Annotated in this window: 38 protein-coding genes, 1 tRNA gene and 2 pseudogenes; 34 read left to right on the top strand and 7 right to left on the bottom strand. The window is 34.3% G+C overall.

The features are described 5' to 3' along the window. The first annotated feature begins 99 nt into the window (after window positions 1-99). From IGJ63_RS08170 to comGD, 5 genes are all read left to right on the top strand, one after another. Entirely contained in the window at window positions 100-1,428 is a 1,329-nt protein-coding gene (locus tag IGJ63_RS08170; RefSeq protein WP_002396609.1) for an APC family permease, read from the top strand. A gap of 240 nt (window positions 1,429-1,668) precedes the next feature. Beyond that, window positions 1,669-2,637, top strand: a complete 969-nt coding sequence (gene comGA / locus IGJ63_RS08165) for a competence type IV pilus ATPase ComGA (protein ID WP_010715324.1) — start codon at window positions 1,669-1,671, stop codon at window positions 2,635-2,637. Beyond that, window positions 2,594-3,640, top strand: coding sequence for a competence type IV pilus assembly protein ComGB (gene comGB, locus IGJ63_RS08160; protein WP_101732236.1), 1,047 nt, complete (start codon window positions 2,594-2,596; stop codon window positions 3,638-3,640). The genes comGA and comGB overlap by 44 nt, the downstream gene beginning before the upstream one ends. Beyond that, the gene (gene comGC, locus IGJ63_RS08155; protein ID WP_002356991.1) at window positions 3,640-3,915 is read left to right on the top strand and encodes a competence type IV pilus major pilin ComGC; all 276 of its coding nucleotides are present in this window, start codon (window positions 3,640-3,642) and stop codon (window positions 3,913-3,915) included. Before comGB ends, comGC begins: the two co-directional genes overlap by 1 nt. After that, on the top strand, window positions 3,912-4,349 hold the full coding sequence (gene comGD, locus IGJ63_RS08150; protein ID WP_438746238.1) for a competence type IV pilus minor pilin ComGD: 438 nt from the start codon (window positions 3,912-3,914) through the stop codon (window positions 4,347-4,349). Before comGC ends, comGD begins: the two co-directional genes overlap by 4 nt. Window positions 4,350-4,382: 33 nt before the next feature. Here the strand turns inward: comGD and IGJ63_RS08145 are convergent, their stop codons facing one another. The 4 genes from IGJ63_RS08145 to IGJ63_RS08130 form a co-directional block, all read right to left on the bottom strand. After that, window positions 4,383-5,531 (bottom strand): tyrosine-type recombinase/integrase, encoded by a 1,149-nt coding sequence (locus IGJ63_RS08145; protein WP_010711674.1) that lies wholly within the window; start codon window positions 5,529-5,531, stop codon window positions 4,383-4,385. A 105-nt stretch (window positions 5,532-5,636) separates the two neighbouring features. After that, window positions 5,637-6,266, bottom strand: coding sequence for an SHOCT domain-containing protein (locus IGJ63_RS08140; protein WP_438746635.1), 630 nt, complete (start codon window positions 6,264-6,266; stop codon window positions 5,637-5,639). A 95-nt stretch (window positions 6,267-6,361) separates the two neighbouring features. Continuing rightward, window positions 6,362-7,012: an ImmA/IrrE family metallo-endopeptidase gene (locus tag IGJ63_RS08135; protein WP_025191954.1), complete on the bottom strand. Its 651-nt coding sequence runs from the start codon at window positions 7,010-7,012 to the stop codon at window positions 6,362-6,364. 4 nt (window positions 7,013-7,016) lie between these two features. Beyond that, window positions 7,017-7,358 carry a helix-turn-helix domain-containing protein gene (locus IGJ63_RS08130; protein WP_349511005.1) on the bottom strand — a complete coding sequence of 114 codons (342 nt, stop codon included), beginning with the start codon at window positions 7,356-7,358 and terminating at the stop codon, window positions 7,017-7,019. A gap of 291 nt (window positions 7,359-7,649) precedes the next feature. Between IGJ63_RS08130 and IGJ63_RS08125 the strand changes: the two genes are divergently transcribed. The 5 genes from IGJ63_RS08125 to IGJ63_RS08105 are packed head-to-tail and all read left to right on the top strand — an operon-like array spanning window position 7,650 to window position 9,296. Next, on the top strand, window positions 7,650-7,841 hold the full coding sequence (locus tag IGJ63_RS08125; RefSeq protein ID WP_002356998.1) for a hypothetical protein: 192 nt from the start codon (window positions 7,650-7,652) through the stop codon (window positions 7,839-7,841). Between the two features lie 5 nt (window positions 7,842-7,846). Continuing rightward, entirely contained in the window at window positions 7,847-8,164 is a 318-nt protein-coding gene (locus IGJ63_RS08120) for a hypothetical protein (RefSeq protein WP_002356999.1), read from the top strand. A 38-nt stretch (window positions 8,165-8,202) separates the two neighbouring features. Further along, window positions 8,203-8,916, top strand: coding sequence for a Rha family transcriptional regulator (locus IGJ63_RS08115; RefSeq protein WP_262217578.1), 714 nt, complete (start codon window positions 8,203-8,205; stop codon window positions 8,914-8,916). Window positions 8,917-8,926: 10 nt separating this feature from the next. Next, the gene (locus tag IGJ63_RS08110) at window positions 8,927-9,112 is read left to right on the top strand and encodes a hypothetical protein (protein WP_099704312.1); all 186 of its coding nucleotides are present in this window, start codon (window positions 8,927-8,929) and stop codon (window positions 9,110-9,112) included. Window positions 9,113-9,122: 10 nt separating this feature from the next. Further along, window positions 9,123-9,296, top strand: coding sequence for a hypothetical protein (locus IGJ63_RS08105; protein WP_010708397.1), 174 nt, complete (start codon window positions 9,123-9,125; stop codon window positions 9,294-9,296). Here IGJ63_RS08105 and IGJ63_RS08100 read toward each other — a convergent pair whose 3' ends face one another. After that, on the bottom strand, window positions 9,297-9,473 hold the full coding sequence (locus IGJ63_RS08100; protein ID WP_202491999.1) for a KTSC domain-containing protein: 177 nt from the start codon (window positions 9,471-9,473) through the stop codon (window positions 9,297-9,299). It abuts the gene before it with no gap. A gap of 130 nt (window positions 9,474-9,603) precedes the next feature. On the opposite strand from IGJ63_RS08100, the gene IGJ63_RS08095 reads away from it, so the two are divergent. The 7 genes from IGJ63_RS08095 (at window position 9,604) to IGJ63_RS08065 (ending at window position 12,978) form a co-directional block, all read left to right on the top strand. Further along, window positions 9,604-9,789 carry a hypothetical protein gene (locus tag IGJ63_RS08095; RefSeq protein WP_438746234.1) on the top strand — a complete coding sequence of 62 codons (186 nt, stop codon included), beginning with the start codon at window positions 9,604-9,606 and terminating at the stop codon, window positions 9,787-9,789. 439 nt (window positions 9,790-10,228) lie between these two features. Next, complete coding sequence (locus tag IGJ63_RS08090; RefSeq protein ID WP_010708402.1) at window positions 10,229-10,426, top strand: helix-turn-helix domain-containing protein; 198 nt, start codon at window positions 10,229-10,231, stop codon at window positions 10,424-10,426. A gap of 21 nt (window positions 10,427-10,447) precedes the next feature. Further along, window positions 10,448-10,651, top strand: coding sequence for a hypothetical protein (locus IGJ63_RS08085; protein WP_438746232.1), 204 nt, complete (start codon window positions 10,448-10,450; stop codon window positions 10,649-10,651). 26 nt (window positions 10,652-10,677) lie between these two features. Next, a complete protein-coding gene (locus IGJ63_RS08080; protein WP_002405008.1) occupies window positions 10,678-10,905 on the top strand; it encodes a hypothetical protein in 228 nt (75 codons plus the stop codon). Between the two features lie 96 nt (window positions 10,906-11,001). Beyond that, entirely contained in the window at window positions 11,002-11,481 is a 480-nt protein-coding gene (locus tag IGJ63_RS08075) for a siphovirus Gp157 family protein (RefSeq protein ID WP_129240364.1), read from the top strand. 12 nt (window positions 11,482-11,493) lie between these two features. Next, the gene (locus IGJ63_RS08070; RefSeq protein ID WP_016632631.1) at window positions 11,494-12,477 is read left to right on the top strand and encodes a hypothetical protein; all 984 of its coding nucleotides are present in this window, start codon (window positions 11,494-11,496) and stop codon (window positions 12,475-12,477) included. Window positions 12,478-12,528: 51 nt separating this feature from the next. Then, window positions 12,529-12,978 (top strand): DUF4373 domain-containing protein, encoded by a 450-nt coding sequence (locus tag IGJ63_RS08065; RefSeq protein WP_438746229.1) that lies wholly within the window; start codon window positions 12,529-12,531, stop codon window positions 12,976-12,978. 24 nt (window positions 12,979-13,002) lie between these two features. On the opposite strand, the gene IGJ63_RS08060 is transcribed toward IGJ63_RS08065, so the two are convergent. Next, window positions 13,003-14,159, bottom strand: a protein-coding gene (locus IGJ63_RS08060; RefSeq protein WP_438745968.1) for an IS3 family transposase whose coding sequence is annotated in 2 segments (ribosomal slippage) — window positions 13,003-13,901 and window positions 13,901-14,159 — 1,158 coding nt in all. Because the reading frame shifts where the segments join, the coding sequence is not laid out codon by codon here. A 93-nt stretch (window positions 14,160-14,252) separates the two neighbouring features. Between IGJ63_RS08060 and IGJ63_RS08055 the strand changes: the two are divergent. The 4 genes and pseudogenes from IGJ63_RS08055 to IGJ63_RS08040 form a co-directional block, all read left to right on the top strand. Beyond that, window positions 14,253-14,810, top strand: a pseudogene (locus IGJ63_RS08055) (DnaD domain protein); the annotation flags it as partial. Window positions 14,811-14,814: 4 nt separating this feature from the next. Then, window positions 14,815-15,114 (top strand): MazG-like family protein, encoded by a 300-nt coding sequence (locus tag IGJ63_RS08050; RefSeq protein WP_010784387.1) that lies wholly within the window; start codon window positions 14,815-14,817, stop codon window positions 15,112-15,114. A gap of 17 nt (window positions 15,115-15,131) precedes the next feature. Further along, entirely contained in the window at window positions 15,132-15,557 is a 426-nt protein-coding gene (locus IGJ63_RS08045; protein ID WP_438746227.1) for a RusA family crossover junction endodeoxyribonuclease, read from the top strand. Between the two features lie 235 nt (window positions 15,558-15,792). Further along, complete coding sequence (locus IGJ63_RS08040; RefSeq protein WP_438746225.1) at window positions 15,793-16,140, top strand: hypothetical protein; 348 nt, start codon at window positions 15,793-15,795, stop codon at window positions 16,138-16,140. 95 nt (window positions 16,141-16,235) lie between these two features. Here IGJ63_RS08040 and IGJ63_RS08035 read toward each other — a convergent pair whose 3' ends face one another. Beyond that, on the bottom strand, window positions 16,236-16,925 hold the full coding sequence (locus IGJ63_RS08035; protein WP_070363864.1) for a hypothetical protein: 690 nt from the start codon (window positions 16,923-16,925) through the stop codon (window positions 16,236-16,238). A gap of 79 nt (window positions 16,926-17,004) precedes the next feature. On the opposite strand from IGJ63_RS08035, the gene IGJ63_RS08030 reads away from it, so the two are divergent. The 13 genes and pseudogenes from IGJ63_RS08030 to IGJ63_RS07970 form a co-directional block, all read left to right on the top strand. Further along, window positions 17,005-17,487, top strand: a complete 483-nt coding sequence (locus IGJ63_RS08030) for a DUF1642 domain-containing protein (protein ID WP_438746223.1) — start codon at window positions 17,005-17,007, stop codon at window positions 17,485-17,487. Window positions 17,488-17,678: 191 nt separating this feature from the next. Beyond that, on the top strand, window positions 17,679-17,894 hold the full coding sequence (locus IGJ63_RS08025) for a hypothetical protein (RefSeq protein ID WP_438746221.1): 216 nt from the start codon (window positions 17,679-17,681) through the stop codon (window positions 17,892-17,894). A gap of 280 nt (window positions 17,895-18,174) precedes the next feature. Beyond that, on the top strand, window positions 18,175-18,594 hold the full coding sequence (locus tag IGJ63_RS08020) for an ArpU family phage packaging/lysis transcriptional regulator (RefSeq protein WP_438746219.1): 420 nt from the start codon (window positions 18,175-18,177) through the stop codon (window positions 18,592-18,594). Between the two features lie 73 nt (window positions 18,595-18,667). Further along, window positions 18,668-19,348, top strand: coding sequence for a hypothetical protein (locus IGJ63_RS08015; protein ID WP_438746217.1), 681 nt, complete (start codon window positions 18,668-18,670; stop codon window positions 19,346-19,348). Next, entirely contained in the window at window positions 19,326-20,459 is a 1,134-nt protein-coding gene (locus IGJ63_RS08010; RefSeq protein ID WP_438746215.1) for a helix-turn-helix domain-containing protein, read from the top strand. The genes IGJ63_RS08015 and IGJ63_RS08010 overlap by 23 nt, the downstream gene beginning before the upstream one ends. A gap of 569 nt (window positions 20,460-21,028) precedes the next feature. Further along, window positions 21,029-21,099, top strand: a tRNA-Arg gene (locus tag IGJ63_RS08005). Between the two features lie 217 nt (window positions 21,100-21,316). Next, window positions 21,317-21,403 carry a putative holin-like toxin gene (locus tag IGJ63_RS08000; protein WP_219376566.1) on the top strand — a complete coding sequence of 29 codons (87 nt, stop codon included), beginning with the start codon at window positions 21,317-21,319 and terminating at the stop codon, window positions 21,401-21,403. A gap of 424 nt (window positions 21,404-21,827) precedes the next feature. Continuing rightward, entirely contained in the window at window positions 21,828-22,058 is a 231-nt protein-coding gene (locus IGJ63_RS07995) for a hypothetical protein (RefSeq protein WP_438746213.1), read from the top strand. Between the two features lie 30 nt (window positions 22,059-22,088). Next, complete coding sequence (locus tag IGJ63_RS07990; RefSeq protein ID WP_438746211.1) at window positions 22,089-22,313, top strand: hypothetical protein; 225 nt, start codon at window positions 22,089-22,091, stop codon at window positions 22,311-22,313. Window positions 22,314-22,343: 30 nt separating this feature from the next. After that, the gene (locus IGJ63_RS07985) at window positions 22,344-22,805 is read left to right on the top strand and encodes a helix-turn-helix domain-containing protein (protein ID WP_438746209.1); all 462 of its coding nucleotides are present in this window, start codon (window positions 22,344-22,346) and stop codon (window positions 22,803-22,805) included. Beyond that, window positions 22,798-24,186, top strand: coding sequence for a phage terminase large subunit (gene terL, locus IGJ63_RS07980; RefSeq protein WP_438746632.1), 1,389 nt, complete (start codon window positions 22,798-22,800; stop codon window positions 24,184-24,186). Before IGJ63_RS07985 ends, terL begins: the two co-directional genes overlap by 8 nt. Before the next feature lie 11 nt (window positions 24,187-24,197). Then, the gene (locus IGJ63_RS07975; RefSeq protein ID WP_289861244.1) at window positions 24,198-25,670 is read left to right on the top strand and encodes a phage portal protein; all 1,473 of its coding nucleotides are present in this window, start codon (window positions 24,198-24,200) and stop codon (window positions 25,668-25,670) included. Then, window positions 25,645-26,454, top strand: a pseudogene (locus tag IGJ63_RS07970) (head protein); the annotation flags it as partial. The gene IGJ63_RS07975 and the pseudogene IGJ63_RS07970, both read left to right, overlap by 26 nt. Window positions 26,455-26,458: the final 4 nt, after the last annotated feature.

Below are 26,458 nucleotides of genomic sequence, written 5' to 3'. Positions count from 1 at the left end.
CACAGAATTTTTCATGAAAACAGCTATTATTTTCGTTATCTTTTCAAGAAAGTGAAAATTTTGTTACGCTTGTTTAGTTTAAATGAAATGAGGGAGTCTATGGAGAAAAAGCAATTAAAAAGAGAGATCACAACGTTTGGCGCATTATCCACGGTAATGGGTACGGTGATTGGCGCTGGTGTTTTCTTTAAAGCTGCGAGTGTCGTTGGACACGCACAGTCAGCTAGTTTAGCTATCTTTGCTTGGGTGTTAGGTGGTGCCTTAACCATTTGTGCAGGATTAACCAGCGCCGAACTTGCTACAGCAATCCCTGAAACAGGTGGCGCCGTGAAGTATATTGAATATACATATGGTAAATTAGCTGGTTTTCTTTTAGGGTGGGCACAAAGTATCATTTATTATCCTGCCAACATTTCGGCGTTATCCATTATTTTTAGTACACAACTAATCAATTTGTTTCATCTATCGGCAAATTTATTGATCCCGATTGCCATTCTTGCGGGAACTAGTATCACCGTAATTAATTTATTAGGAACAAAAATTGCTTCTTTGGTCCAATCAACGACATTGGTAGTAAAACTGATTCCAATTGCCTTGATTTCTTTAGTGGGGTTATTTACTCCAGGACAAGTAGCTGTTTCGCTTTTTCCCATTGAAACAACAGCGAATACTGGCTTTTTAGTTGCTTTTAGTGGCGCCTTAGTTGCCACCATGTTTGCTTATGATGGCTGGCTAGGTGTGGGTAACGTGGCTGGTGAAATGAAGCGACCAGAAAGAGACTTGCCTAAAGCCATTATTTTTGGTTTGTTATTGATTACTTTAATTTATGCCTTAATTAATTTTGTGTTTCTAAAAACATTACCAATTGAGCAAATCGCTGGGAATTTGAATGCAGCTTCGGATGCTTCTGTGGCTATTTTTGGACCAATTGGCGGCAAAATCGTAACTATTGGGATTTTAATCTCTGTATATGGTGCGTTAAACGGCTACACAATGACAGGGATTCGGATTCCTTATGCCTTAGCCTTAGATAATCTGATGCCTTTTAGTCGTCAGTTTCAAAAGTTGTCTAAACGTTTTGTTGTTCCTTACGTTGCTGGAATTTTTCAGTTAGCCGTGGCCATTATTATGATGTTTTTCGGGACCTTCGATTTATTGACGGATATGTTAGTTTTTGTTATGTGGCTGTTTAATCTATTAATTTTCTTAGCCGTTTTTATTTTAAGAAAACGAGAACCTGAATTAAAACGACCGTATAAAGTTCCTGGCTATCCAATTATTCCAATTATCGCAAGTCTAGGTGGTATCTTCATCTTGGTTACAACAAGTATTACACAGCCTATTCTTGCATTGATTGGTATAGGGATTACGCTTCTAGGAATTCCAGTTTATTTAGTTAATAAACAAAAAACGAAGCCAAAAACGTAAACGATCCGATCAGATTCTGATAGTTTTTCTCAAAAATTTTGTGATTCAGAGAAATTTTTGAAAACTAAACGCAAGATTTTTTTAGTATAATATTAAGTGTCTAGGAGTTCCACTATTTTGGGGAAGATAGATGGACAGCGCAAACTTCAAAAAAAGAACCTTCATCTTATTGGTGAAGGTTCTTTTTTTTGCTGAAATCATAAAATAAATGCGTAGTTTATTAGTGAGAGGAGGAAATGAATGACTGAAAATGTAAAAAAATTAGCCCATCAATTAATTGAATGGGGCGTTCTTCATGGAGCGCAAGACGTTTATTTTTTACCTAATGATACTGAAATAGCCATCTCTTTTCGGACAGGGATGCAACGGACACCTTACACACAAGTTTCCGCAGAAATAGGCGAAAAGTTAATTTTCCACTTTAAATTTATCGGCGGCATGGATGTCGGAGAAAGACGAAAAGCACAATTAGGCGCGACAACTTATCTAATTGGCGAGACGAAGCAACGCTTGCGTTTATCATCTGTGGGAGATTTTCAGAATCGAGAGAGCTTAGTGATTCGTTTTTTGCACCGATTTGGTGAACAAGCTGAACATTTTTTCTTTCCCCACCAGCTGAATGAAATTGAAGCATCTTGTCAGAAACGAGGACTTTATTTATTCAGTGGGCCAGTTGGTTCTGGGAAAACAACAACCATGTATCGTGTGGCTAAACAAAGAAGTGGCGAACAACAAGTGATAACAATTGAGGATCCTGTTGAAATTGAGGAAAAGCAGTTTTTACAGTTGCAAACAAATGAAAAAATTCAGTTAACGTACGAAGCCTTGATCAAAGTTTGCTTGCGCCATCATCCTGATATTTTGATTATTGGTGAAATTCGTGATGGCGAGACGGCTCAAGCAGTTATTCGAGCCGCCTTAACGGGTCATACTATTTTTGCGACAATTCACGCCCGTAACTTATTGGGGGTGCAACGGCGTTTGATAGAATTAGGTGGCCCAGAGCATGAATTGGCTGAATGCTTGCAAGGTATCATTTACCAACAGATTTTGACAACCACGATTAATAAGGAACAAGTAGCGGGAATTCTTTATGATTATTTCTTCTTTAAGGAAGCTGTTATAAAGAGTAGTTGGCAAAAGAATCTAAGAAAGGCGTGGGCGTATGGGTTTATTACAGAAAAAACGTATTTTCAAGCCATCGAATAAACTAACGAAAAAACAACAGCAGCTTTTTTTGAAACTATTAGCGGATTTACTTGCCAATGGTTTTAATATACAAGAAAGTTTTTCCTTCATGAAAAAATCAAACGCATTACCTCAGCACAGTATAACTTTTTTAGTTGAAGGTTTTTCCTCAGGCATTGCCTTACAAGCTTTAGTCGAAGAATTAGGATTTTCAACAATGGTCTCGGCTCAATTATCGTTTGCTACCGCACACGGGGATTTGGTAGGGACACTACAAGCGATTTCCGAACATTTTTTTCAAACGGAAAAATATCGGCAACAGTTCTTTAAAATAATTAGTTATCCGCTGCTCCTGATTGTTTTTTTGATTCTCGTCATTGTTGGTATTCGGCAATTTTTATTGCCCCAATTAATAGAAAATGATGCCAATAGTTATTCTAAAAATATTGGGATTCTTCTGATTGTGTACAGTCCGTACATTCTGGTTACCTTAGTTTTTGTCCTCTCATTTAGTTTCTTTATTTTAAGCCGTTATTTGAAGCATCAGTCTGCTATTCAGCGAGCGTTCATTTATCTGAAATTGCCAATTATCCGTGGCCTTTATCGGGAATACGTCAGTGCTTTTTTTGCACTAGAATGGGGGAAGTTGCTCGCACAAGGATTAGAAATGAAAGAAGTCATCGATTTGATGCGCCATACAACCAATTACCCCTTAATGAAAGAATTAGCTGGAGCAATTAGTGAAGGTCTGCTAGTTGGTGAAACCTTACATAGACAATTAGCTGCTTATCCTTTTTTTACAAAAGCATTGGGTTTAATGATTCAACAAGGAGAAGTAAAAGGAAAATTAGGCAAGGAGTTGATGGTTTATAGTAATGTCTGTTTCCAAGGTTTTTTCAAAAAAATTGAACGAGTCATTACTCTTGTTCAACCATTTATTTTTATCATAATTGCTTGTTTAATTATCGGTGTTTATGGGGCAATGTTGCTGCCTATTTATGGCAATATGGAAGGAGTTTTATAATGAAAAAGAAACAAAAATACGCAGGGTTTACATTATTAGAAATGTTGATTGTCTTATTGATTATTTCCGTATTGATTTTACTTTTTGTCCCTAACTTAGCGAAACATAAAGAAACAGTTGATAAAAAAGGCAATGAAGCAATCGTAAAAATTGTAGAATCACAAATCGAGCTCTACACACTAGAAAAAAATAAGACGCCTTCCTTAAATGAATTAGTCAACGAAGGCTACATTACTAAAGAACAGTTAGATAAATATACAGCAGAAAAGCAATGAACAAGTCAGCAGGATTCACATTAATGGAAACACTTGCTAGTTTGACGATTGTTTGCTTTATGACTATGCTCCCAACACTCGCTATTCACCGCTGGCAAGAAACGTTAAAAATTGAACAGTTTCTTGCTACGGTAGAAAAACAACTTCGTTTTGCGCAACAGCAAGCAATTGTTTTAGAGGAAACACAAGAAGTTTGGTTTTTTGAAGAACAACAAAGCTTTTCATTTCCTGATAAATTGAACCAATCAGCTCGAAGGACTTCGCTAGCTGTACCTGAAAAAATGACAGTGAGTGGTCCAAACAAGCTCAGTTTTCTTCATTCGTCAGGGAACAATGGCCGTTTAGTGAAATATATTTTTACTTGGACTGAAAAGAAACAGCAACTTATTTTACAATTTCAGATGGGGAGTGGCAAATTACTTATATATCAATAGTTTTTGATGTTTTTACCACAAATTTACCACAAATCACAAGTTCTCAATAAGTTTATCCATCATATCAGCTGTTTCTTTTTCTTCTTCTTTTAATACATCGCTATAAACATCCAAAGTTATATTAATATTCTTGTGTCCTAACCGAGTTGAAACGTACTTAATGTTTGCTCCTGCTTCAATTAAAAACGTTGCATGGGTATGTCTTAGACCGTGTACGGTTATGTTTTGAACTTCTGCCTTTTCACATAACAGGCGAAACATATACGTAATTCTAGATTGTTTGATAGGTAAATTTCTAGAACTTAAAATAAAGTAGTCCTTATCTTTTAAAATTATTCCTTCTTTGAAAAGGCGTTCTTTCTCGTGATTTTTGTATTTTTTTATTAAAGTGAGTAATGAGTTGTCAAAATAAACTTTACGAATACTAGTTTTTGTTTTCGGCTTATTTTCACCATAATCGCCACGTGTAGAATTGATATCGAAATATTTTTCGTTTAAATCAATATCACTCCAACGCAGCCCCATCAATTCACCTTTTCTCATTCCTGATTTTAGCAGAGTCAAAAATATAACTTGTGTTTGAATATCTTCGTTTTCTAAAACCGCTACAAATCGCTGTAATTCCTTTTTAGAGAATGAACGAACATTATTACTTAAATCAAATTTAAAGCCTGTTAGCGTGTTGCTAGGTATGATTTGATTGTGTACCGCAGCGTTAATCATCCTCATTACAATTTTATGCCACGTTTGAATCGTAGATTCTGTATATTTGTTTTCTTGTCTTAATTTGTCAATAAATTCTCGCTTATAGGTAATCTTATTTAAAGAAGATAGTTTCTGATTTCCAATTAATGGTGATATGTGAAATTTGATAGCAGATTCAATATTTTGTTTTGTTGAAACACTCCAATTGTCTTGGGCGTAAGGTATCCAGACTTTGATCCATTCATCTATGGTGAGTTGTTTATTTTCGACGAAGGAAGTATTTTGTGTTTCTAAATCATATTGGATTTTTAGCAATGCTTTATTCGCCGCTCTTTCACTTTCAAATCCACGTTTGCTAGCTTCTTTTCGGTGTTTTAGAGAGTTGTAATAAGGATAGCGATATCCCCAAAAAGTTCCTTTTTTATTTGAGTAAGAAAAAACATATTTGTATTTTTTGGACCAATTTAGTTTCGCCATATTTTCACATCCTTTTCTTTGTGGTAAAATAGGCGTAACAAAATAAGCCTATTTTGGTTCTATTTTTAACGCACTAACTTCTTAGCCGGAGAGGGTGCGTTATTTTTATTGTAACAATTCACGTTTTTTTATTTCAAATTCTTGTTTTGTAATAATGCCATCATCTAACAAGGCTTTAAATTTTCTTATCTCGTCTGCAGAAGATAATACAGTGTTATCTTTATTACTTGAATTAGTTTTTAGTATTTGGTCCAGTTTTGCAATTAATTCGTTGTATTTATCCATTAAACCTTTACCAATCATAGAATCAGTTTTTGTTTCAGTTGTGATTAACATATATTTTACTGTCTGATTATTAGGAAGATGTAACATAACTCCTAATTGCTTAATGGAAGTAAATTCTTTTCCACCTGTTCCAGCACCAACTAAAGCCCCAACAGGACCAGCTAAAACGCCACCAACAACTGCACGAGTTATTCCGTGATGTTTTTTTATATTGCCACCAACAAAAATATCTGTGTAACTAATCAAATCATCATAGTTGATAACTTGTTGTTTTCTTGATTCAGAAATACTTTTTGAGATAAATATTTTTTTGTCTGAATCATTAAAATAAATACCGCCTATTACAATATCATGATTATTTTTAAAATATTCTTTTATTTGCTTTTCTTCTGCTTTCTTTACCTTTTTTTCTTCTTTATTTCCAAATAAAAACATACTATATTCCTCCATTTTTGTTGTTAGTTTTATCAACAAACCTCAAGATAAGTTTTAAGTCTGTGTCCTTACACGAGATTTTTTACGCAAAAATAATTCTTTGTAGTTCATCAGCACAAGCACATTTTTATATAACTGATTAATTTTGTTGAATTATAGTTATATCTATATTGATTAATAGCTGATCTTGCTAAGCATGGATTTAATAAGAATATTTTTGTTAAAAAATCATATAACCTTACGTATAGTGCTGCAGCACTCATTTCAAATTCTTCGCAAATTTGACGGAAAGACATTTGTTTTTGTAAACATTCTTTCAATGCTTCATTGTTTATTAAAGCAAGGGATGCAAATATATTAGCTCTTATTTCTTTTGGTTCATCTTCGCTAGTGTATCCTTTTCCAGTAATTAAATCTGAAAAACTTTGAGACTTGCATTCCTTATTCATATCAAAAAAATAATGTGCAGATTCATGAAGTATTGAGAAATTTTGCCTTCCTTTAACCATTGTTGAATTATAGGAAATTCCGCATTTATCGTGAAATCTTATTATGTTTCCTGAAAATATTTTTCTTGAAACATCACCGAAACTATAGGGAATTATGTCAACATTTTCTACGTCAATCATATAATCTTTGTAGTGTTTCCATCTTAACTCTTTTAATTCAATTCCATAGTAATTAGCAACTTTTTCAATAATAATATATGTCTGGTCATGATATTCAAAATAAGTATCGTAGTCTAAATACATAGGGGTCATCCAATCATTTGTTTTTAAGTCTTGATTTCATGAATTCTAAGTACTCTTTTAACTCTTCTCTGAGCTGATCTTTTTCGGATTCGGTTAAATCTTCTGTATTTACACGGAAGAAAGTTGTAATTTCATCTTCTTCTAAGTTACCAGAATTTGGATTATCAGTACGACCTAGTAGATAATCGGTAGTTACATCAAAATATTCAGCAACTTTTTCTAAGGTTTCTGCTTTAGGACTACTTTTTTTCCATGAATATATTGAGTTACGGCTTAAATTTAATTTTTCTGCTAAATCAAATACGGATAATCCTTGTTTTTTTGCTAGATACGAAATCCTTTCAAATAAGGTCATTTTAGCATATTCTCCTTTGTTGAACAGTTATTTAATACAAAACTTTTAACTTTGCTGTTTACAAATTAAAAGTTTTGTATTATTCTGTTCTTGTAAGTTATTTAGATAGAAAAAAGCAAATTAAAAACACTACCTTTAAAGCATTAAGTTTGGCGACCGAGTGCAAAATAAAGGCTTTTCTATGTTTTTTCTATACACCGATAGTACAAAACTTTTAACTTTGTGTCAATAGTTTTGTAGTTTATTTTCTATCTAATTAACTTACTAATACTAATGAAAGGAGCATCGAAAATGCCAGACACATCAGTAAGTCGTCAAAAAATTCGTGATTACTTTGAAAGCAAGGGAATTTCGTTGGTTAGTGTTGCTACTTATTTTGATATTCCAAGACAAGATTTGATCGATTATCTGAACGGAAAAAATAAAAGTAAAAAAGCACACGAAACACTTTTGGCAATTATCGACTTTTACAAAATCAGATAGGAGGAATGAAAATGGAAAATTTCTTAGATACATCTTCAAAAAACTTTCTATACAACATTATTGAAAAAATCCTGAGAAAAATGTTTGAACAAGTCATAAATGAAGCTAGTCAAGGATTAAATGAACGTGCTGAGTATTTAGACATCAAACAGTTATCGTCTAGATATTCAATGTCTGTTCCTGAAGTTGAACAAAACTTTGTAAAAGATAAACGTATGCAAATGATTGAAAAAAGAAAGCCTGGTACTAGCAAGGGAAAAAGATATTGGCCTGCTAAAGAAGCTATAAAAATTTGTAATGACATCATGAATCATTGGGATTAAAGGAAAGAGCGATACAGAAACAATTTAAGGAGGAAAAAATGGACAACTTAGTAATTATGAAAAACCAACAAGCAGTAACAACTAGTTTACAAGTTGCTGAAGTATTTGAAAAACAACATAAGCATGTTATTGAAGCAATAGAGGCTAAAATTCAATCGGCCGAAAATTCGGCTTATTACCAAAGTATGTTTGTTGAGGGAGAATATAAAGATTCTCGAGGTAGAAAACAAAGATTGTACTACATGAATCGAGATGGCTTTTCTTTCATTGCATTTGGATTCACTGGGAAAAAAGCAGATTCATTCAAACTGAAATACATTGAAGCATTCAATCGAATGGAAAAAGAAATTCAACAGCCTAAATTACCAACCTCAAAGCGAGAATTAGCTTTACTAGCTTTATCAGCAAACGAAGAAACAAACGAACGTGTAGATGTAATCGAAAAAGAAGTAGCTGATTTAAAAAACAATCAAAAAATAGATGCGGGTGATTATAGCTATTTATCACGACGAGTTCATCAGAGAGTTGCAGAAGTGGCGAAAGGATTTGGAAAAATCACAAAAGAACAGCGTAGCAAGCTATACAAAGATATTAATTCAGGCATTAAGCAAATTACTGGTGTAGGGTCTCGCTCCCAATTAAGAGAAAAACATTATGAAACCGTAATTGAATATATCAACGATTGGGAACCGTCCACAGCAACAAAAACAGTTGTAAGACAGATGAATTTAGACTTAAACGACGTAATATAAGGAGAATATTATGGCTTATACGATTGATCAAGAAGCTTGGATACTTAATCAAATCAAAAAAGAGCGTAAACAGCTTCAAGATGATAGAGCAGCACTCAGACAATCTGAACAATTAACGGAAAATAAAGCAGCTCAAATCGAAATAGAGCTTGAATTTTTAAGAGGTTTAGAAATTCAAAATAGAATTCATTTATAGGAGGTTAATCATGAAAGAAAATGAATTCAACGAAGAAAGAAAACAAAAAATATATGAATTAGCATTGGAAATTGTAGAGCTATTAAAAGAACATGGTAATCCTAATATGAAAATTGAAATTAGCATAGATAGAATCGAACAAACAAGTGTTGACTGGTCAGAGCCAACACCTGCATGGGACTGATTAGTATCCACGTCTGAAAGGGTACCTTTTAATATTTTGATGATAGTAGCTACCTTTTGAAGAAGACGACAATAGTCCCTCGTAAATATAATGAGGCACACCTGTATGCGTATAAACACCGTTGTGGAATTGGACCGTCAACTCTTGATTGGATGAATTATATCCAACAGCAACCATATTACTAGAAGAAACAGGAATCATTTCCACTCATATTCACCACCTTATTAGTTATTTCAGTGGACCACTCACTGATAAGAGAATTTTAGCAAAAAAAAATTATATAAATCAATAGCATAGGAGGTTAATCATGAAAGCAATACGTGAAGCACGATTGATAGGCGCATTTTTATTGATGATTGTACTAGGTGTGTTATTGAAAAGTTATTTTTCAGTGTTAGTAGTGACTATATTCATTGTAGCGATCTTTATCTATTGGTTTTTTAACTGGGATGAAGCGAAGTATCAATACTCTAAAAAAAAGAAGAGGAATTAAATATGAATAAAAAGAAACAAATAAAAAAATTACTCACCGCATTGGCTATTGGAGTAGTCATTGGGCAGGTAGTTTTAATAAGAGTTGAATTTTATGACTAATTCAATTTAGTTTTTGCACCGCAAGCAGGGCAAGTTACAGAGCTAGAAACTCCGCTAGGGAGTTTTCTACCACAATTGAAACAAATCAAATTTTTACGGACAGCCTTAGTAAGCTCACGTCTAATTTTAGCTTTACTAGGGACTTTAACCTTGATTTTAACCCCCATAGTATCACCTACTTTCCATAAGTATTTGAATAAAGCTCAGTTGGCATTAGGTCTTTATTCTTTGTAAATATATCACAATATACTGTATTAAATGTTAAGTTGATACTACATGTTGTATTTATTGTGTTACAAATGTTACGAAAATACGTTCGTAAAAAGGGAGATAAGATTATGTGGAAAAAAATAGAAGAAATTATGCAAGAAAAAGAGATGAGCCAATATAAATTAGCTAAAAAGATGAAGGTTCATGGTTCTGTAATTACTGAATTAAAGAAAGGAAGAATTAAAAAACCAAGTTTTGAGTTAGCTTGTAAATTGGCAGATGCATTGGGAATTAGTGTAGATGATTTGAGGGATGATAAGAAATGACAAAAAAGGAGGGGATAAAAAATGTATGTAGCTGTAGGTGAAACTAGTAGAGAAATATACGTGATTGGAGAAACACAAGCGGAAGTCTTTAGAAAATTACTTGAAAAATATCCATATGTTTCATTTGATGAAGGTGTTTACCCAGAGAGATTAAGCATAGTACAAAAAAGCCCCAATCGTTTGCAGACGATTAAGGCGCATAACAAAAAATATACAAATAAATAATAGCATAATTTACGGAGGAAAACTAGATGATTGAAGTAAGAGGTTTAGGCAACGACATTTACGAATTAATGTTAGCAAACGCACAGAATAACATTGTCCAATCTGTTCGGACATCTGCATCTTATGGCAATACAAGTTGTGTGGTAAGCAGTAAAGGAGCTACAAAACCATTTTTAGATCAACTACAAATGCAAGGTGTCGATTATATCGAATTGGAAGATGAAAAAATAAAACTATTTTGGGAGGGATTGTAATGCCTGAATTTGATTCGTTAGGGGCAAGACAAGAGCCATCCGCAGAAAAAGAAGTGTTAGAGCCAACGTGGGAATATGACGAGGAGGAAGACGATTATGCAAACACTCTATGAACTTAGTAATGATTATTTAAAAGTATTATCACTTGCTGAAGAGCTTGACGATGGCACTTTGAAAGATACGTTAGATAGTATTAACGATTCTATCGATTTAAAGGTTGAAAATACAGCGAAAGTCATTAAAGAACTTGAAAGCACTTCGTCAATTGTGGATACGGAAATTAAACGATTGCAAGCACGAAAAAAGGCACTTTCAACTAACGTCGATAACCTTAAAGGATATTTGCAACAGGAAATGGAAAAAGTCGGTAAAACAAAAATTAAAGGGGAGTTATTTAATGTAAGTATTCGGAATAACCAAGCTTCGGTAAAAATTACTGATGAAAAATTAATTCCGTCAGGCTTTTTAATTCCGCAACCTCCTAAAGTAGATAAAAAGGCGTTGAAAGAAGAATTGAAACATGGAGAAGTTGAGGGTGCAGAATTAGTTCGAACAAAATCAATTCAAATCCGATAGGGGCTAAGTAAAATGACAACAGAAATTATAAATCAAAACCATTCTATGGATATGGTAATGGATGCAGATTTAAGTAAAGTGACACAACAATTACAAGCAATATCTAATTTTCAAACAGTAGTGCAAGAGAATCTAAAGAGTGGACAAGATTTCGGATTGATTCCAGGAACAAATAAACCTACGTTATTAAAGCCAGGTGCAGAAAAGATTCAGATGCTATTTGGAGTAACAAGTGAATATGAAGAAATTGAACGGATTCAAGATTATGATAACGGTTTTTTCGCTTATACAATCAAGTGTACATTGTCTAAAAATGGACAGAAGATTACTGAGGGCATGGGACATTGCAACACGAAAGAGAAAAAATATATCAAACAAGATCCATTTACTTTGGCTAATACCTGCCTGAAGATGGCAAAAAAACGTGCACAAATTGATGCTACGTTAACGATTGCGAGCCTATCCGAAGTATTTACTCAAGATATGGAAGATTTACAAGAATTTGTTCAAAGAGAACAAACGGAAACGATGAATGAACAAGATGCTCGATTAATGAAAGTTACATTTGGTAAACATAAAGGGCGTACGCTGGGAGACATCGTTCAAGAAGATGCTTCTTATGTGGAATGGTTAGCAAAAAATGCAAAACAAGAAGCGATGAAACAAGCTGCTAATATGCTTCTTGGAAAATCTAAAGGACAACAGAATGCTGTCCCGTTGATTACAAAAGAACAAATAGATGAAGTATATTCATTAGCCGATATAATTGCTAAGGCAAATAATCTTTCTCGAGAAGAAGTTATAAAAGCTTATGGAATTAATGAACTTGAAAAAATTAATCAAATGAAAGCAAAAGAATTTATTGAACGATTAGGAAATAAAGTTTCTTCATTAATGCCAGAAAGTGTGGAAAAACAAGAAGAGCTGTTTGATGATTCTAATCCTCCTTTTGAAGGAACAGAAATTGATATTTCTAATGATGATTTACCATTTTAATAGCAAACAAGTCGAGAGGGGATTTTCCCCTCTTAATAAGGAAGTGATAAAGTGGCAAGGCCATATAAACAAGGCGTTGACTACTATTCATTAGATGTTGATTTTTTGAAAGATATTAAGTATCGAAAAATTCGAAAATCGTGTGGACCACAAACTTGCGAGATACTACTTTGCTTGCTGAGTTATATCTATGGAGATATGGGATATTTCTTGCGGTGGGATGAAGATTCGGCGTTCTTAGTTGCTGACGATGTTGGGGCGAAAGAGGGTCTAGTAGAAGAAGTTGTAAACAAAGCGGTACAAGTAGGATTTTTTGATCATGATAAATATCAAAAATATAAAATCTTAACATCAAATGGTATTCAAAAAAGATATAAATTGATGACATCTAAACGGAAAGAAGTAGTCTTACAAGAAGAGTATTTGATTATTGACGGCAATAATTCTCTTTCAACCGTAGTTAATGACGTCAATAACTCACCTTTGGATAGATGTCAATAAAGTAGACACAAAAAGAGAAGATACTTAAAGACATTCAAAGTAAAGAGCCTCCTTTTCATTTGGTGTAAGCATATCTAATGTTCCGTGAGGACGTTTGGTGTTATAGAATCCTTCAATGTAAGCGAAACAAGCCAAACGTACTTCTTCGATTGAATGGAATGAACGGCGATTTAATTCTTCTTTTTTCATATATTTAAAAAAAGCTTCGGTAACGGCGTTATCCCACGGATAACCTGGTTTTGAAAGAGAATGGACAATCGGATGATGCTCTATAAACTTTCTAAATTCAAAAGAGGTATATTGAGACCCTTGATCTGTATGAAAAAGAACAGGATTCATTAATTTTCGAGAATGAAGTGCTTTTTCTAATGTTTGAATGGCTAGTTTTGTATCAATCGTTGATCCTACGGTCCAAGCAATTACTTTTCTAGAAAACAAATCTAAAACGACACACAAATACGCAAATGTTTTCTTCCCGATGGGGATATAAGAAAAATCACTTGTCCAAACTTGATTTGGTGCAGGTGGATTGAACGCTTGGTTTAGATGATTTGGCCGTGTTAAAGAAACCTTGTTTTTCCTTTTTTTGAAAACAGGCTTTACTGTAGACATTTTTGGGAGGTCCATTGCTTTCATCAAGCGATAAACACGACCAATACTAATCGAAATGCCATAATCACGCAAAAGAATCTGGCGGATTTTTGCAGCGCCAAGACGTTTTTGAGAAGAAGTATAAATTTCTAAAATCACTTTTCTTAGGTGTTGATTTTCTTTTGTTCTTGGGGCTACTTTTCCAGAAAAGCGTTTGTAATAAGTGGAACGATTGACTTTGAGTACACGACAGAGTGTAACAATACTGTGTTCATATCGAAGAATGTGTATGGCTTTTAATCGTTCGTCAAGCGAGGCGTGAATATGGCAATCGCTTTTTTTAGGATTAAATTTTCCTCCTCGAGTTGCGCATTTCGTTTTTGTAGCTGTTTGATTTGACGGGCCGTAAGGATCGTGTCATCGTCAATTTTTACTTCGGAATATTGTTTGACCCAACGAGCAATTGAAGAAAGAGCAATGCCGTACTCCTTAGCTAAAGCATTTTGAGTTTTACCACTTTCGTGAAGTTTTACAATGGATTTTTTAAACTCTTCGTCAAATTTACGTGGTGATTTTCTGTTATTTACCATATTAAAAATTCCTTTCAAAATTTCTGTCTATTTATTTAATAGTATACCAAAAAATGTGTCTACTTTATTAGGATACATGCACCTTCAACTGTAGTTAATGGTGTCAATAATACACAAAGAGAAAAAGAAAGAGAAAGTAAAGTAAATAAAAGTAAAGTAAACAAAAAAGAAACAGAAAGTAGCATCAATCCGTCGTCACCTGAAACGTCGGTTGAAAAAGCATTCTTTGAAGAGCCGTTAGGTGAAGAAAAGCTAACGGAGTTAATCCGCTATTATTCACAGAATGTAAGTCCTGCTACTCCTGTTAATATCACTGATTTACAATACGATCTTTCTGATTTTGACGGAGACCTCGAGCTATTGAAAGAGGCTGTTAATATCTGTGCTAGAAATAACGAACGAAGATATAGCTATTTTGCTGGTATTTTGAAAAATTGGCGAGCAAATGGTGTAAAAACATATGCTGATTATCTAAATAACGAGAGAGAACGAGCAGATAAAAAAACACAAAATAAGCAATATCAAAATAAACCTGTTCGGCAAGAAAAGGTGCCTGAATGGATGAATCAAGCAAACGGTGAAGAAGAAAAGCTATCACCAGAAGAACAAGCTGAATTTGAAAGACAAATGCAAGAATTGTTGGGAGGATAAAAACATGGATGAATTAGTTAAATTAGTGGAAGAATGGGCGAAAGAAAAGCGTTTAGATAAAGCAGAGCCTGAAAAGCAAATGCTAAAAGTGATTGAGGAAGTCGGAGAAGTTGGGGCTGCATTGGCAAGAAACAACGAAAACGACCTAAGAGATGGCATTGGTGATGTGGTTGTGACGTTAATTATTCTCGCTATGCAAAAAAACATGGATTTATACGAATGCTTAAATCAAGCATATAGCGAAATCAAAAATCGCCAAGGAGAAATGGTAAACGGAGTATTCGTCAAAGAAGCCGATTTGTAAGGTTCGAGGTGGAAGAGATGCGAATTATTCTACCGATTGAGCCCAAGCCACAAAGTCGCCCACGATTCGCAAGGCGTGGGAATTATGTTCAAACCTATGAAGATAGCGCAATGAGAGCTTATAAACAAAAGGTAAAAGCGTATCTACGAAAGGCAAAACCAGAATTGATTGAAAAAGGGGCTATTTTTGCGCATGTGACGTTTTACGTTCCTGCACCTAAATATCTATTAAGTTCTAAAAAGAAACGCTTAGAAGTGAAATTAGAGCGGAAATATTGCGATAAAAAGCCCGATTTAGACAATTATTTTAAAGCAGTGACAGATGCTGCCGAAGGTATTTTATATAAAAACGATGGTCAAATTGCTGTAATGGTTTGCCAAAAGTTGTACAGTATGCGACCACGGACAGAAATTGAAATTATGGGTTTGGAGGAACAAAAGTAGTGGAAAAAAAAGGAAAACGGATCAAAAAGCGAAATCGAAAACAAAAAAACGCAAAAATTGCAAACGGCACATACAGCAAGCGAGGGAAAAGCGATGGTATGTATAAAATGCAAGTGACAGATGATTGTCTGGGAAAAAGATAGATTCGGTCATTCAAAAGCAACTTCTTGTCCGTTATGCAACAAAAGCGGACAGAATGTTGCGAAAAAGTTAGCAAAGATTAGGAGGAAACGGAATGTCTACAGGTAGATTAATAATTAATGGCAAAACGTGGGGCGAATTTGAGTCAGCTAAACGTATTAAAAGCCATATTGTCATAAGTGGCTATGAATCGTATGGTGGATGTCACACTGTTAGAGGAATCAAACAATCAGAACTCAACGAAAATCAAAAGCTTTTACTTAATTGGTTGAAAGCTCGATTTAATGAAACTGAAATTAAAGCGCCATGTTTGTTTTATCTTTGTGAATTATATCAAAGTTACCCATATAACCTTATTAATGTATGTAAATATTATGAAGAAATCGAAGTGGTACGAGCGTTTGTAGACTGGATTGAACAGGAGGAAAACAGCGATGAATAAATTATACTTATTTACAATAGAAAGATTGGTAAAAGAAATAAAAAAACAAAAATCCCTCGTAGGTTACTACAAAGGACTTTATACAGCTGAAAAAATTAAGAATCAGAATCTGCGAGAACATCGTTGAGTTTTTTGAATGCTTCCGGATCTTGTGTGGCCATTTGCAATATTGGCCCCAAAATACTACCTACAATCTCTGCTTCTGCTGATTTTTGTGGATGGGAATATTTTGACATTAATTCTGCAATTCGTTCGGTTTCTCTATCATTTCTGAGCTGAACAGCAGCTTCAATATCTTCAAGCTTATCAATAATATTTAGAAGCAATGTATTATCAATATTCAATTCATTTTGAACGGACGCAGTTGATGTTTCAAAATTCATATGTTTTATTGTTTCGGATAGTTTGTTTTTTACATTTTCAACTTTATCTAAATCAGTCGTAACATAATAAATTGTTCTAAGTGTGTTCACATCAAAAGGAATACTTTCACCCTCTGTAATTAAAGGTATTAGCGGTAATTTTAATGCTTGTCTGAATCCAAATTCATAAAAAACGTTAGCATTATGATACGTTAAGTCCACTATGACTAGATCTGACTCGGTTAAATATTCAGTTATTGTGTGGTCGATTCTATCTACTGTATGTAATTGATCAACACGAATTACCTCAAAACCTAATTTTTCACAAACTGGTTTTATGATGTGCTTAAGTACAGTGTCAGAATTTTTTCTTTCGAGAGAGTCGTCTTCACCGATAGGCGTTACAAAAAAGCATTTTTTCAAAATCATCATCCTTTCTTTTTTTTATATTATATCAAAAAAAGAAAAAAATAAGTATAAATAATAAGTTGGAGGAACAGCGATGAATAAACAAGAATTGATTGAAGAATTAGAATGCATAGAAGTTTCTACAGACAGCCTTGATTATTTGAAAGGTGCTGACTATGCCAACGAAAGAGCAATTAGTTTAGCAAAACAACTAGACGAACCGAAAAAAGTCGTGATACCACAAGTTGTGGCTGACTGGATTAAATATGCTAAAAGACAAGGCTATGGATTTATGCAGTCGTATGATCCAATATATATGTCTTATCCAATTAACGATGGCCTCGATAAATGGCTAGATGACAATAAAGAGACGTTCGCTCATGCATGGCTTGATGGCTACGAAGTCATGAAAGAGCCGCTTTATTATGTGAAGTTGCCAGAAATTGGATATGCGAGATTTGGTTTTTGTATACCTATTACAGAAAGTATAGACGAAGCAAAAAAATATACTGAACAAGAAATCAAAGCAATTGACGAGCGCTATTGGCCGTTTGCTGTGAAAGTCGATGGTGAATAGATGAACAGGATATTTAGAGTCATAGGAAATAGCCGTTTTGATCATAATTTTAAAGTTGGACAACTAGTAGAATTGGTCCGACTTTACCCAGACGGTGTCTGTGAGGTTAGAGGAAAGTACTTCATGTCAGAAATTAACCAAGATATACACCCTTGTGATCTAGAAGAGATTTTTGGGAAGGAAAAGTAAAAATGTTAAGTTATCCAGAATTATATATACTAGGCCGTCAAGTCGATGGCATTTATGTTGAATACATGAGAAGAACGTTTTACACATTATCAGATGCTAAACGTAATGCAGATTTTTATAACAAACACTATAATGGCGAATGGAAAATTTTAAAGTATGGCAGCCCGATAACGGTCGAATTAAACAATAAAAAAGCCAACCGACCACTGGTTGACTAAGAAGAATATTTTACCAGAAAAGTGGTAGCTTGTGATATGTGAGGTTACTTTGCCCCAAACATTGGTCACAATAAAAATATTTTATCATAAATAGAAAAACTCAACTAGTTTTTTCTAGTCGAGTTTTCTAGATGACACCACTCAAGATGAATTGAGTTGTCCATATTATATCATGATGAAATATGAAATTTCAATAAGAGTAAATAAAAAAAGCCGGATTGCTCCGACTGTGAGTAATGTTTTCGACATAGTTATTATACCACAAAAGGAGCGATTCCACTTGATTCAATTGCTAAAAGAAGTAGATTTTCGACAAACAAAAGCGAATGCTAGAAATGTGTTGAAGAGTTTTAGACGTTTAGAGCGAATAGCTGGTCGCTCTTTGATAGATTTAAAATCACCAATTATTACAGAAATGCCTAAAAGCCAAAGTCACGGGAACAAAGCAGAAGATGCGCTAGTACAATTAGCAGATGCAGAAGCAGAAAGAGACGCAATTTTATCTGCGCTTATGGCATTGAGCCTAACTAGCAGACAAATTTTGCATTATAGTTTCTGTGTGCAGGACCATTACTCTAATTACAAGATAGCTAGGGAAGTTGGATATTCCGAAAGAAGTATTCAACGAATGAAATCAGAGGCTTTAATTGAATTTGCTGAAGCGTATCGAAATGGTAAAATAATTGCATATAAAAATTAAGTGTTGACATTTTTTTTAAAAAAAGGCAAACTATAAACATAGTATAGGTGAAGTTTATCGAGGAGGCCTTTTTATGGAAATTTTAGAAAATCATTTAAGAAAAAATTGTGATCCTAGATTACCAGGGATACTATCATTAAGTATTAAAGAAGCCTATAGATTTTTGGATGAACTTGTTTTAAGGGAAAAAGTATTTCAAAGACAAGAAATGAAACAGGTTTGGGGATACGTGCGACATGGTTTAGTAGATGTAGGATTAAAACAAGTATTTCAAAGTTCTAATATTTTGCACGAGATTGCTGATAAATCTAGTAGTAGATATCCTAATGGTCATACTTATCTTCTTGTCGAAGTAGAAGGTGGAATATTAACTCCAGCGAAAGTAAATACGCCATATGCTGTACCTAGAAATGCAGTTTATAGGAATCGAGGAAGTCTATTAAACAAACAGTATAATCTTTTTACTGATCCTAAAGATATAAATACAGAATACAATGAAAATACCCCGCCTTTTTTACTATTGACATATGGAGGTAAAAATCATAAATTAGACTTTGTGAAATTGGGATTACCAGAAGTAAATGAAGGCAAGACAAAATTATCTTGGATAGATCAAGTTGATATAACTAACTCGCCTATCCTTTTGGAAAATCCTAAGCAACTGGTAGACGAATTACAATTAACGTTTACATCAAAAGCTAAAGAGATTATGGGAAGAGGTGCCGAAAAGGGTGAAAGAGAGGATAGCGTTTAATCCAAAACAATTGACTTCAGCACGAATATCTAGAGGATTGACAATGAAAGAATTGGCAGAAAAGTCTGGTTTATCTCGTCAAATGATTTCAAACTATGAATCAGGAAAAACAATTCCAAAGGCTGAAAGTCTTTTGAAACTATTATCTGTTTTAAATTTTCCTAGAAGTTTTTTTTCAAAAGAAACGTTGGAACTTACAACAGGAGCGACTTTTTTTAGAAGTCAGAGTGCCTCTACTAAACGTGTTAGAGATATGCAGAAAGAAAGATTGAAATATTTATTTGATGTGTATAGTAGATTATCATCATACGTAAATTTCCCTAATTTACAATTGCCAGATGTATTAGATAAAGAAATATATGACATAACAGAAGCTGATATAATTGAGAAAGCTCATCAATTGCGAGAAAAATGGAATCTTGGGGCTAACTTACCAATTGATAATTTAACTCAAGTAGCTGAAAAAAATGGAATTCTTATTGCTGAAGCGAACATGTCTGATACAACTTTAGATGCTGTATCAAGGTGGATTATAGACAGACCTTTCATAATGCTTACAGATAATAGTGAGTCTGCAGTCAGAAGACGATTTAATATTGCTCATGAACTGGGGCATATTTTGTTGCATAATAGTATTGAAAGTATTCACGATTATTCGGCTCAAGATCTCAAAAATATTATAGAAAAGCAAGCAAATTTATTTGCTTCGCATTTTCTACTTCCTTCAGAGGCATTCTCTGATTCTTTATTATCTACTTCATTAGATTATTATGTAGACTTGAAAAAATATTGGGGTGTGTCAATTCAAGCTATGATATACAAGACATATTTATTAGATTTGATTAATGATGATCAACGTTTATATCTGAACAAAAGAATTTCGGCTAATAAGTGGAGAACTAAAGAACCTTATGATGATATTTTGCCTGTAGAAAAACCTAAGTTGCTGAAGATGGTTATAGAGATGATCATTAATAATGATGTAGTTTCCCAAAATGAACTATTTCAATTAATTAAATTACCTAAAGATGAATTAGAAAAAATTACTGGATACGAATTTTCATACGAAAAACAAACAACAGAATCACCTAAATTAAGATTACTAAAATAACCGCCAATTTTTGGCGGTTTTTTGGCGGAAAGTTGGCGGTTTTTATCAATATTTAGGTGTTATTATGGTAGTGTCGAAAGATAAGGAAACGAGGTAAGGCATGCATTACCTATCTTAGCTCCGTTTCGCTTATCTTTTGAGGCTACCTACAAAAAAAATAAAGAATAAGGATGTGGAAAGTCCAGTTCTTTCTGTCTCGTTTAGTCATAGGTAGCAAATATTGCAATAAACTTGGCATGAAGCTTACACGTAGACGTACGCTGAAAGCAATTGTCAAGATAGCGCTATGTAAGTTGCAATGATCACTCACAAATCATACGTTCTCAAACTAAAAGAAATGGGGTGTAATTCCTCTCTCTTTTTTCTACAGGTTTGTGAGTGAATTATCGCTGTGGCGGAACAGGTAGACGCTCGTACGTGAGATTAGACATTGGAACAACGTATAAGTTCGTATGTAGGGCTTTGGCCCATCGGGTAAATCTAATCATGCAAGGTGCAAATCCTTGCCAGCGATATTGAGTTTGTGGTAGGCAATCTCAAAAATGGCATAGTATAAAAATTCTTTCGGTTGGCGTGTAGCATCTGGGATGCAACGAGCATATAGCGAGATAAGAGGCAGGTTCGATTCCTGCCGCGCCAATAGGTAGCTTTGCTACTTAAATAAAAGAATCGTCGATAGATGTTTCTGTACATTCACGCTGAGGCACTAGCTTGCAAGTGCCTCTTTTTTTATCTGGTAGAAGAATGAAAAATTATGTATAATAACGTTTGTAGAAAAGTGAAAAGATGGTGGCTAATCTCTTGAATAAAGGGGTGATGCCTATGGTTCATAGCTTTATCCCTAGAAGGGAGTAGGCATGTCTGTATTCGAAGCATTATCGCTAATGATTGCATTTGCGACATTGGTATTGCTGATTATAGACCATACGAACACAAAAAAATAACCATCTAACACTTTGACAGAGGATAGATGGTTAAAACATTTATTCAAGTCACCGTCTTTTTAACGGTTCTACATGGGGCGTGTTAGTAGCACGTCCTTTTTCTATGTACATTATACCATGAAATAGAATAAATTCAATCAGGATCACTTTTTTAGTGGTCTTTTTGTATTTTAAGAAAAGAGGTGAATCATATATGATTACAAGCGGCATTCTAAAGGTAGAAGAAATAAAAAAGCCACTAGACTATGGGTTCTAGTGGCTAGGTAGCAAATCTTTTTAATTGGATTGTTAGATAAAATGAGGGTTGCAAAACATTTAATCAGCATCGATAAACTATTATTTATAAGGAGTTGCTACCTATCAATAGTATATCAAGAAATAATTTGCTGAATCAAGTACATAAAAACAACTAGGAGAGAAAAATATGAAAAGCTATTGGTATGTATCGTTAACACATAAATATCCACAGCCGAACCGCTCAACTGATTCAATGCGCGTTGTAATGTCTGTGCAGATAAAGAAGAATGCTTCCATTGTCGAAATGACAAGAGAAGCCACACCGAAAGAAATTGATGCGTGCAAGCTTGTTTATTGTGGGCATGGTAGTTGGGGTGATAAGCATATACAAGAGAATGTAGAGAAGTACATGAAATGATAAATTATTAGACAGAAAGGAAGAATAACTATGATTTTACAATATGTAAGGCGATTGAACGTAGAAGGAACAGAGAAAGCCGAACACATTGAGGACGGTGTAACCTCTGTTACCATCACAGAAAACGAAATTAAAGTCTATTACGAAGATAAACGTGGGGTAAAAAATAGCACTACGTTTTTTAAGGATTGTTCGCAAATTTACAACATGTGGTTACTGAGTGATACGTTTAAAACGTTAAAAAGATTAATTTAGCTTATATTGATACAGAAAGGCGGTGAGGTCATGGCAAAGTACACAGAGTGGCTAACCAATGAAGGGTTAATCAAAATCGAAGGATGGGCGCGAGATGGCCTCATCGATAAGCAGATAGCCCAAAATATCGGAGTATCCGAACGAACATTTACCGATTGGAAAAAGAAATTTTCTTCCATTTCTTCCGCCCTTAAAAAAGGGAAAGAAGTTGTCGATCGCCAAGTGGAGAATGCATTGTTTAAGAGTGCTACAGGCTACGAATACACCGAAGTTACAGAAGAACTGACAGAAAACGGTATGGAAATTACAAAAAAGGTTACAAAACAAGTAGCTCCTAATCCAACTGCGGCTATTTTCTGGTTGAAAAACAGAAAGCCAGACGAATGGCGAGATCGAAAAGAAACTCAAATTTCTGGCGAAATGTCTGTTAGCAATCCGTTCACTAACTTATCTGAAGAAGAATTAAGAAGGTTAGCTAAAGATGATGGATAAAATTGTTTTAGGTGCAAAGTTAGAATTATCCCGTCGTTATTTTTGGGACTATTGCAAATTGACGGCATCTGACTTTTATAAACAAGATAGAGTGTACTTAAAAGAATTATGCGATGATTTGCAAGAATTCATTTATGATAGTGATGATAACGTTCTAGTTATCAATGAACCACCTAGACATGGAAAATCAAGAACCGCTGGTAAATTCGTAGAATGGTTATTAGGAAATGACAATCAAAAAAAGATAATGACAGGTTCGTATAACGAAACATTATCTACAACATTTTCTAAAGGTGTGAGGAATGCTATTCAGGAAATAAAAGCTGATGAAGGCAGGATAGTATTTTCAGATGTATTCCCTGGTGTAGAAATAAAATCAGGTGATGGCGCTATGAATTTGTGGAGCTTGAACGGTGGGTACAATAATTATTTAGCGACATCTCCAACAGGAACAGCTACAGGTTTTGGTGCAGACATTATTATCATTGATGATTTAATTAAAAATGCCGAAGAAGCAAATAATGCTATGGTTTTAGAGAAGCACTGGGATTGGTTTATCAATACTATGCTTTCTCGTTTAGAAACAGGCGGTAAAATTATAATCATCATGACTAGGTGGCATTCTAATGATTTAGCAGGAAAAGCTTTAAAGGAGTTACCTCAATCTGGTTATAAAGTAAAGCATATTAGCATGAAAGCATATAACGAAGAAATAGACACCATGCTTTGTGAGTCTGTCCTTTCTAAAGAAGAATATTTCCGTAAAAAGAAAACGATGGGTGCAGATATTGCTTCTGCTAACTATCAACAAGAACCGATTGATTTAAAGGGTCGTTTGTACCAAAAATTTTCAACATATGAAACACGCTCTAATTACATTAAAATATGGAATTATACCGATACAGCAGACACCGGTGCTGATAATCTTTGTTCAATTGTTTTTGGTGAGACAGAAGATCATAAAGCAGAAGTATTGGATGTTCTATTTACAAAAGAACCAATGGAACAAACGGAAACAGCACACGCTGAACAAATTAAAAATAACCAAGTAAACCATGTCCGCATTGAGTCTAACTCTGGCGGGCGTGGTTTTTCTCGTAATTCAGAAAGAATTGTTAAAGAACGAGGATATCGTGGTGCTTATTACGAGCCATTTCATCAATCGGCAAATAAACAATCACGTATTCTTTCTAATTCGGCACTTGTAGAAAATAATGTGTATTTCCCATCAGATTGGAAAATAAGATGGCCAGAATTTTATGAAGCTATGACGACCTACCAAAGGGAAGGTAAAAACAAACACGATGATGCACCAGATGCTGTAACAGGCATTGTAGAAACATTAGCAAATGATAACCAAGTTAGATTTATCCAATATTAGGAGGTGTGAAAATGTTTCAAAACAATTTAAGTTTAAAGCGGTATAAAAGATTACGAACAAAATATTCTACACAAATTAATGAAGAAGTTTTCGATCCTAATGATTTTATTACTGAAATGAAGCCATTTTTTGATGATAGAGAGCGCAAATACAAAGCTTATACAAGCGAACAAAATGAGATCGATAGAAGACCTAAACCAAACACAAAGATTATAAAAGTGAATAATAAACTTCATGCTGGTTTATACAATACTATTGTCGATCAAGCAGCGGACCATTTCACAGGTATTCCAATTAAGTGGGATTACGATATTACAGAGCAGAGACGATCAATTATGCAACGTGCTAAAGATTTATTTTTGAATAATACATTAAAAAACACCAAAACACCAAAAGAGTTCGAACGGCTTACAGAGTTAGTGAATGATATGCGGTTTGCCATGCTTGATTCTGACACAGCTCGGTTTCAAGGAGCTTGTGGTGTTGCTTTTCGTTTGTTAGAACCTGTTAAAACCAAGGAAGGTTGGCAATTATGGGCGAGCAATATCGAACCATGGAAAGCTGAAAAATACGAAAATGCAGATATCTTTATTCGTGAAAAATACGACACACACCAAAAAAAATTTTTTGAAGAAATGAAAGTCATTACTAAAGAAAGAATACGCATATATAGCAGATACATTGAATTTAATTTAGTCGGTACATCTGGAACATTTAAATTGATTGAGGAAGTAGAAAACCCGCTAGAAACGTTTTACCTATCAGAATTTAAAAATAACACGAATCGTTATTGCGATTTTGAAGTGGCGGAAGAACTTTCTGATGCATTTGATAGAAGCTTATCAGACCAACAAAACGAAGTTGAACAGTTTAAACTTGCTTACATGGCCATTAGCGGCTCAATATTAGATGAAGAAAAAGCACAAAGAATGATGGATCAATTAGGTATCCTTAACTTACCAGATCCACAAGCTAAGGTTGGGTATGTAACGAAAGATATTAATAAAGATTTCAACGAGTATCATCTAAACCAGCTAAAAAAAATGTTCTATACAATCACAAAATCAATTGATTTTAATGATGAGGTATTTAAATCAAACGCTTCTGGTGAAGCTCGTAAATGGCAAATTATTGCCTTAGAAGCAAAAACAAATACAAAAGAGCAGTATTTCAGGGAAGGTTTAAAAGAAGTCGCTGAAACGATGGCAGCTTTCATTAAATTTAACGATAAGCTTGATTTAGATGTGTCTAAAATTGTGTTTACATTCAGTCGCAGTTTGCCAACAGATATTGGCTATCTTGCTGATGCATTGCCAAAACTTTCGCCGTTTCTATCTAAACGAACAATTATTAATCAGATTCCATTTGCTAAAGACCCAGATTATGAAATGGACTTGATGAATTTAGAACAAGGTCAAGATTATCCTAGTGGTGACTACAAACTAGGTGGTGCGGATAATGACGAAGAAGAAAGCAACAGTTAGTGAACGTTACTGGGAAAAACGTCGTGAATTAGAAGACAAAGCACGCTTGAAACTGGAAAAGAAAACTCTTAGTGAACTAGAATCTGTTTTCGAACGTGCTTTAGTTAAAATTCAAAGACAGTTATTGGCACAAGCTGATTTACACGGTATTACTCAAAGTGAGATGCTAGAAGATTTTAGCAAACGAGACCAAGAGAAGTACCGTAAGTATATTGAGAAGAACTATGAAAAGTTGATGGAGTCTGACGAAGCTTATAAGCAGTTTATTGATGAATATTTTCCATCTTTTGACTATGCGAAAGTTAATCGCTTGTTACAGTTACGAGCAGACATCTTTTCTACCCTTGCAGGTGAAGCAATAGCTAGTGATGTTAACGGTAAATTTAATAACGACTTAGAGAATATCACAAAACGAATCTACAATTCTAATTCTAATGCGTTAATACAATTATTAGGCGGTTCAGCACCTGGATTAACTAAGAATGAACTAGAAAGCATCATGAACTATCCGTGGAGCGAAAAAACATTTTCATCTCGCTTGTGGGGCAACATATCAACTCTAGAGCAACGTTTGAGCAATTCCATTATTAATTCATTGGCAAGTGGTGGAGGGGTTGTGGAAGCTCTTAAAACGATGAAAAATGATGGTGTTATTAGCGGCATGTTTAAGTTGGAACAAGGAAAGTTTAATCGATCGATTGAAAATCTTGTTAGAACGGAATATTCACATTTTGCTGTAGAGGGTGTAAGAAAATCGCTAAAGGATATAAGTGTTAAGCAAACATGGA

It is taken from the genome of Enterococcus sp. DIV1375a (genome assembly GCF_051712205.1).
Taxonomy (GTDB): Bacteria; Bacillota; Bacilli; order Lactobacillales; family Enterococcaceae; genus Enterococcus; species Enterococcus faecalis.
This window is presented reverse-complemented; position numbering and strand designations above follow the sequence as displayed.

Coding starts and splice junctions, on each gene's coding strand:
- IGJ63_RS08170 (WP_002396609.1), top strand. CDS start 100: ATGGAGAAAAAGCAATTAAAAAGAGAGATCACAACGTTTGGCGCATTA.
- comGA (WP_010715324.1), top strand. CDS start 1,669: ATGACTGAAAATGTAAAAAAATTAGCCCATCAATTAATTGAATGGGGC.
- comGB (WP_101732236.1), top strand. CDS start 2,594: ATGGGTTTATTACAGAAAAAACGTATTTTCAAGCCATCGAATAAACTA.
- comGC (WP_002356991.1), top strand. CDS start 3,640: ATGAAAAAGAAACAAAAATACGCAGGGTTTACATTATTAGAAATGTTG.
- comGD (WP_438746238.1), top strand. CDS start 3,912: ATGAACAAGTCAGCAGGATTCACATTAATGGAAACACTTGCTAGTTTG.
- IGJ63_RS08145 (WP_010711674.1), bottom strand. CDS start 5,531: ATGGCGAAACTAAATTGGTCCAAAAAATACAAATATGTTTTTTCTTAC.
- IGJ63_RS08140 (WP_438746635.1), bottom strand. CDS start 6,266: ATGGAGGAATATAGTATGTTTTTATTTGGAAATAAAGAAGAAAAAAAG.
- IGJ63_RS08135 (WP_025191954.1), bottom strand. CDS start 7,012: ATGACCCCTATGTATTTAGACTACGATACTTATTTTGAATATCATGAC.
- IGJ63_RS08130 (WP_349511005.1), bottom strand. CDS start 7,358: ATGACCTTATTTGAAAGGATTTCGTATCTAGCAAAAAAACAAGGATTA.
- IGJ63_RS08125 (WP_002356998.1), top strand. CDS start 7,650: ATGCCAGACACATCAGTAAGTCGTCAAAAAATTCGTGATTACTTTGAA.
- IGJ63_RS08120 (WP_002356999.1), top strand. CDS start 7,847: ATGAAAATGGAAAATTTCTTAGATACATCTTCAAAAAACTTTCTATAC.
- IGJ63_RS08115 (WP_262217578.1), top strand. CDS start 8,203: ATGGACAACTTAGTAATTATGAAAAACCAACAAGCAGTAACAACTAGT.
- IGJ63_RS08110 (WP_099704312.1), top strand. CDS start 8,927: ATGGCTTATACGATTGATCAAGAAGCTTGGATACTTAATCAAATCAAA.
- IGJ63_RS08105 (WP_010708397.1), top strand. CDS start 9,123: ATGAAAGAAAATGAATTCAACGAAGAAAGAAAACAAAAAATATATGAA.
- IGJ63_RS08100 (WP_202491999.1), bottom strand. CDS start 9,473: ATGGTTGCTGTTGGATATAATTCATCCAATCAAGAGTTGACGGTCCAA.
- IGJ63_RS08095 (WP_438746234.1), top strand. CDS start 9,604: ATGAAAGCAATACGTGAAGCACGATTGATAGGCGCATTTTTATTGATG.
- IGJ63_RS08090 (WP_010708402.1), top strand. CDS start 10,229: ATGTGGAAAAAAATAGAAGAAATTATGCAAGAAAAAGAGATGAGCCAA.
- IGJ63_RS08085 (WP_438746232.1), top strand. CDS start 10,448: ATGTATGTAGCTGTAGGTGAAACTAGTAGAGAAATATACGTGATTGGA.
- IGJ63_RS08080 (WP_002405008.1), top strand. CDS start 10,678: ATGATTGAAGTAAGAGGTTTAGGCAACGACATTTACGAATTAATGTTA.
- IGJ63_RS08075 (WP_129240364.1), top strand. CDS start 11,002: ATGCAAACACTCTATGAACTTAGTAATGATTATTTAAAAGTATTATCA.
- IGJ63_RS08070 (WP_016632631.1), top strand. CDS start 11,494: ATGACAACAGAAATTATAAATCAAAACCATTCTATGGATATGGTAATG.
- IGJ63_RS08050 (WP_010784387.1), top strand. CDS start 14,815: ATGGATGAATTAGTTAAATTAGTGGAAGAATGGGCGAAAGAAAAGCGT.
- IGJ63_RS08045 (WP_438746227.1), top strand. CDS start 15,132: ATGCGAATTATTCTACCGATTGAGCCCAAGCCACAAAGTCGCCCACGA.
- IGJ63_RS08040 (WP_438746225.1), top strand. CDS start 15,793: ATGTCTACAGGTAGATTAATAATTAATGGCAAAACGTGGGGCGAATTT.
- IGJ63_RS08030 (WP_438746223.1), top strand. CDS start 17,005: ATGAATAAACAAGAATTGATTGAAGAATTAGAATGCATAGAAGTTTCT.
- IGJ63_RS08025 (WP_438746221.1), top strand. CDS start 17,679: ATGTTAAGTTATCCAGAATTATATATACTAGGCCGTCAAGTCGATGGC.
- IGJ63_RS08015 (WP_438746217.1), top strand. CDS start 18,668: ATGGAAATTTTAGAAAATCATTTAAGAAAAAATTGTGATCCTAGATTA.
- IGJ63_RS08000 (WP_219376566.1), top strand. CDS start 21,317: ATGTCTGTATTCGAAGCATTATCGCTAATGATTGCATTTGCGACATTG.
- IGJ63_RS07995 (WP_438746213.1), top strand. CDS start 21,828: ATGAAAAGCTATTGGTATGTATCGTTAACACATAAATATCCACAGCCG.
- IGJ63_RS07990 (WP_438746211.1), top strand. CDS start 22,089: ATGATTTTACAATATGTAAGGCGATTGAACGTAGAAGGAACAGAGAAA.
- IGJ63_RS07985 (WP_438746209.1), top strand. CDS start 22,344: ATGGCAAAGTACACAGAGTGGCTAACCAATGAAGGGTTAATCAAAATC.
- terL (WP_438746632.1), top strand. CDS start 22,798: ATGGATAAAATTGTTTTAGGTGCAAAGTTAGAATTATCCCGTCGTTAT.
- IGJ63_RS07975 (WP_289861244.1), top strand. CDS start 24,198: ATGTTTCAAAACAATTTAAGTTTAAAGCGGTATAAAAGATTACGAACA.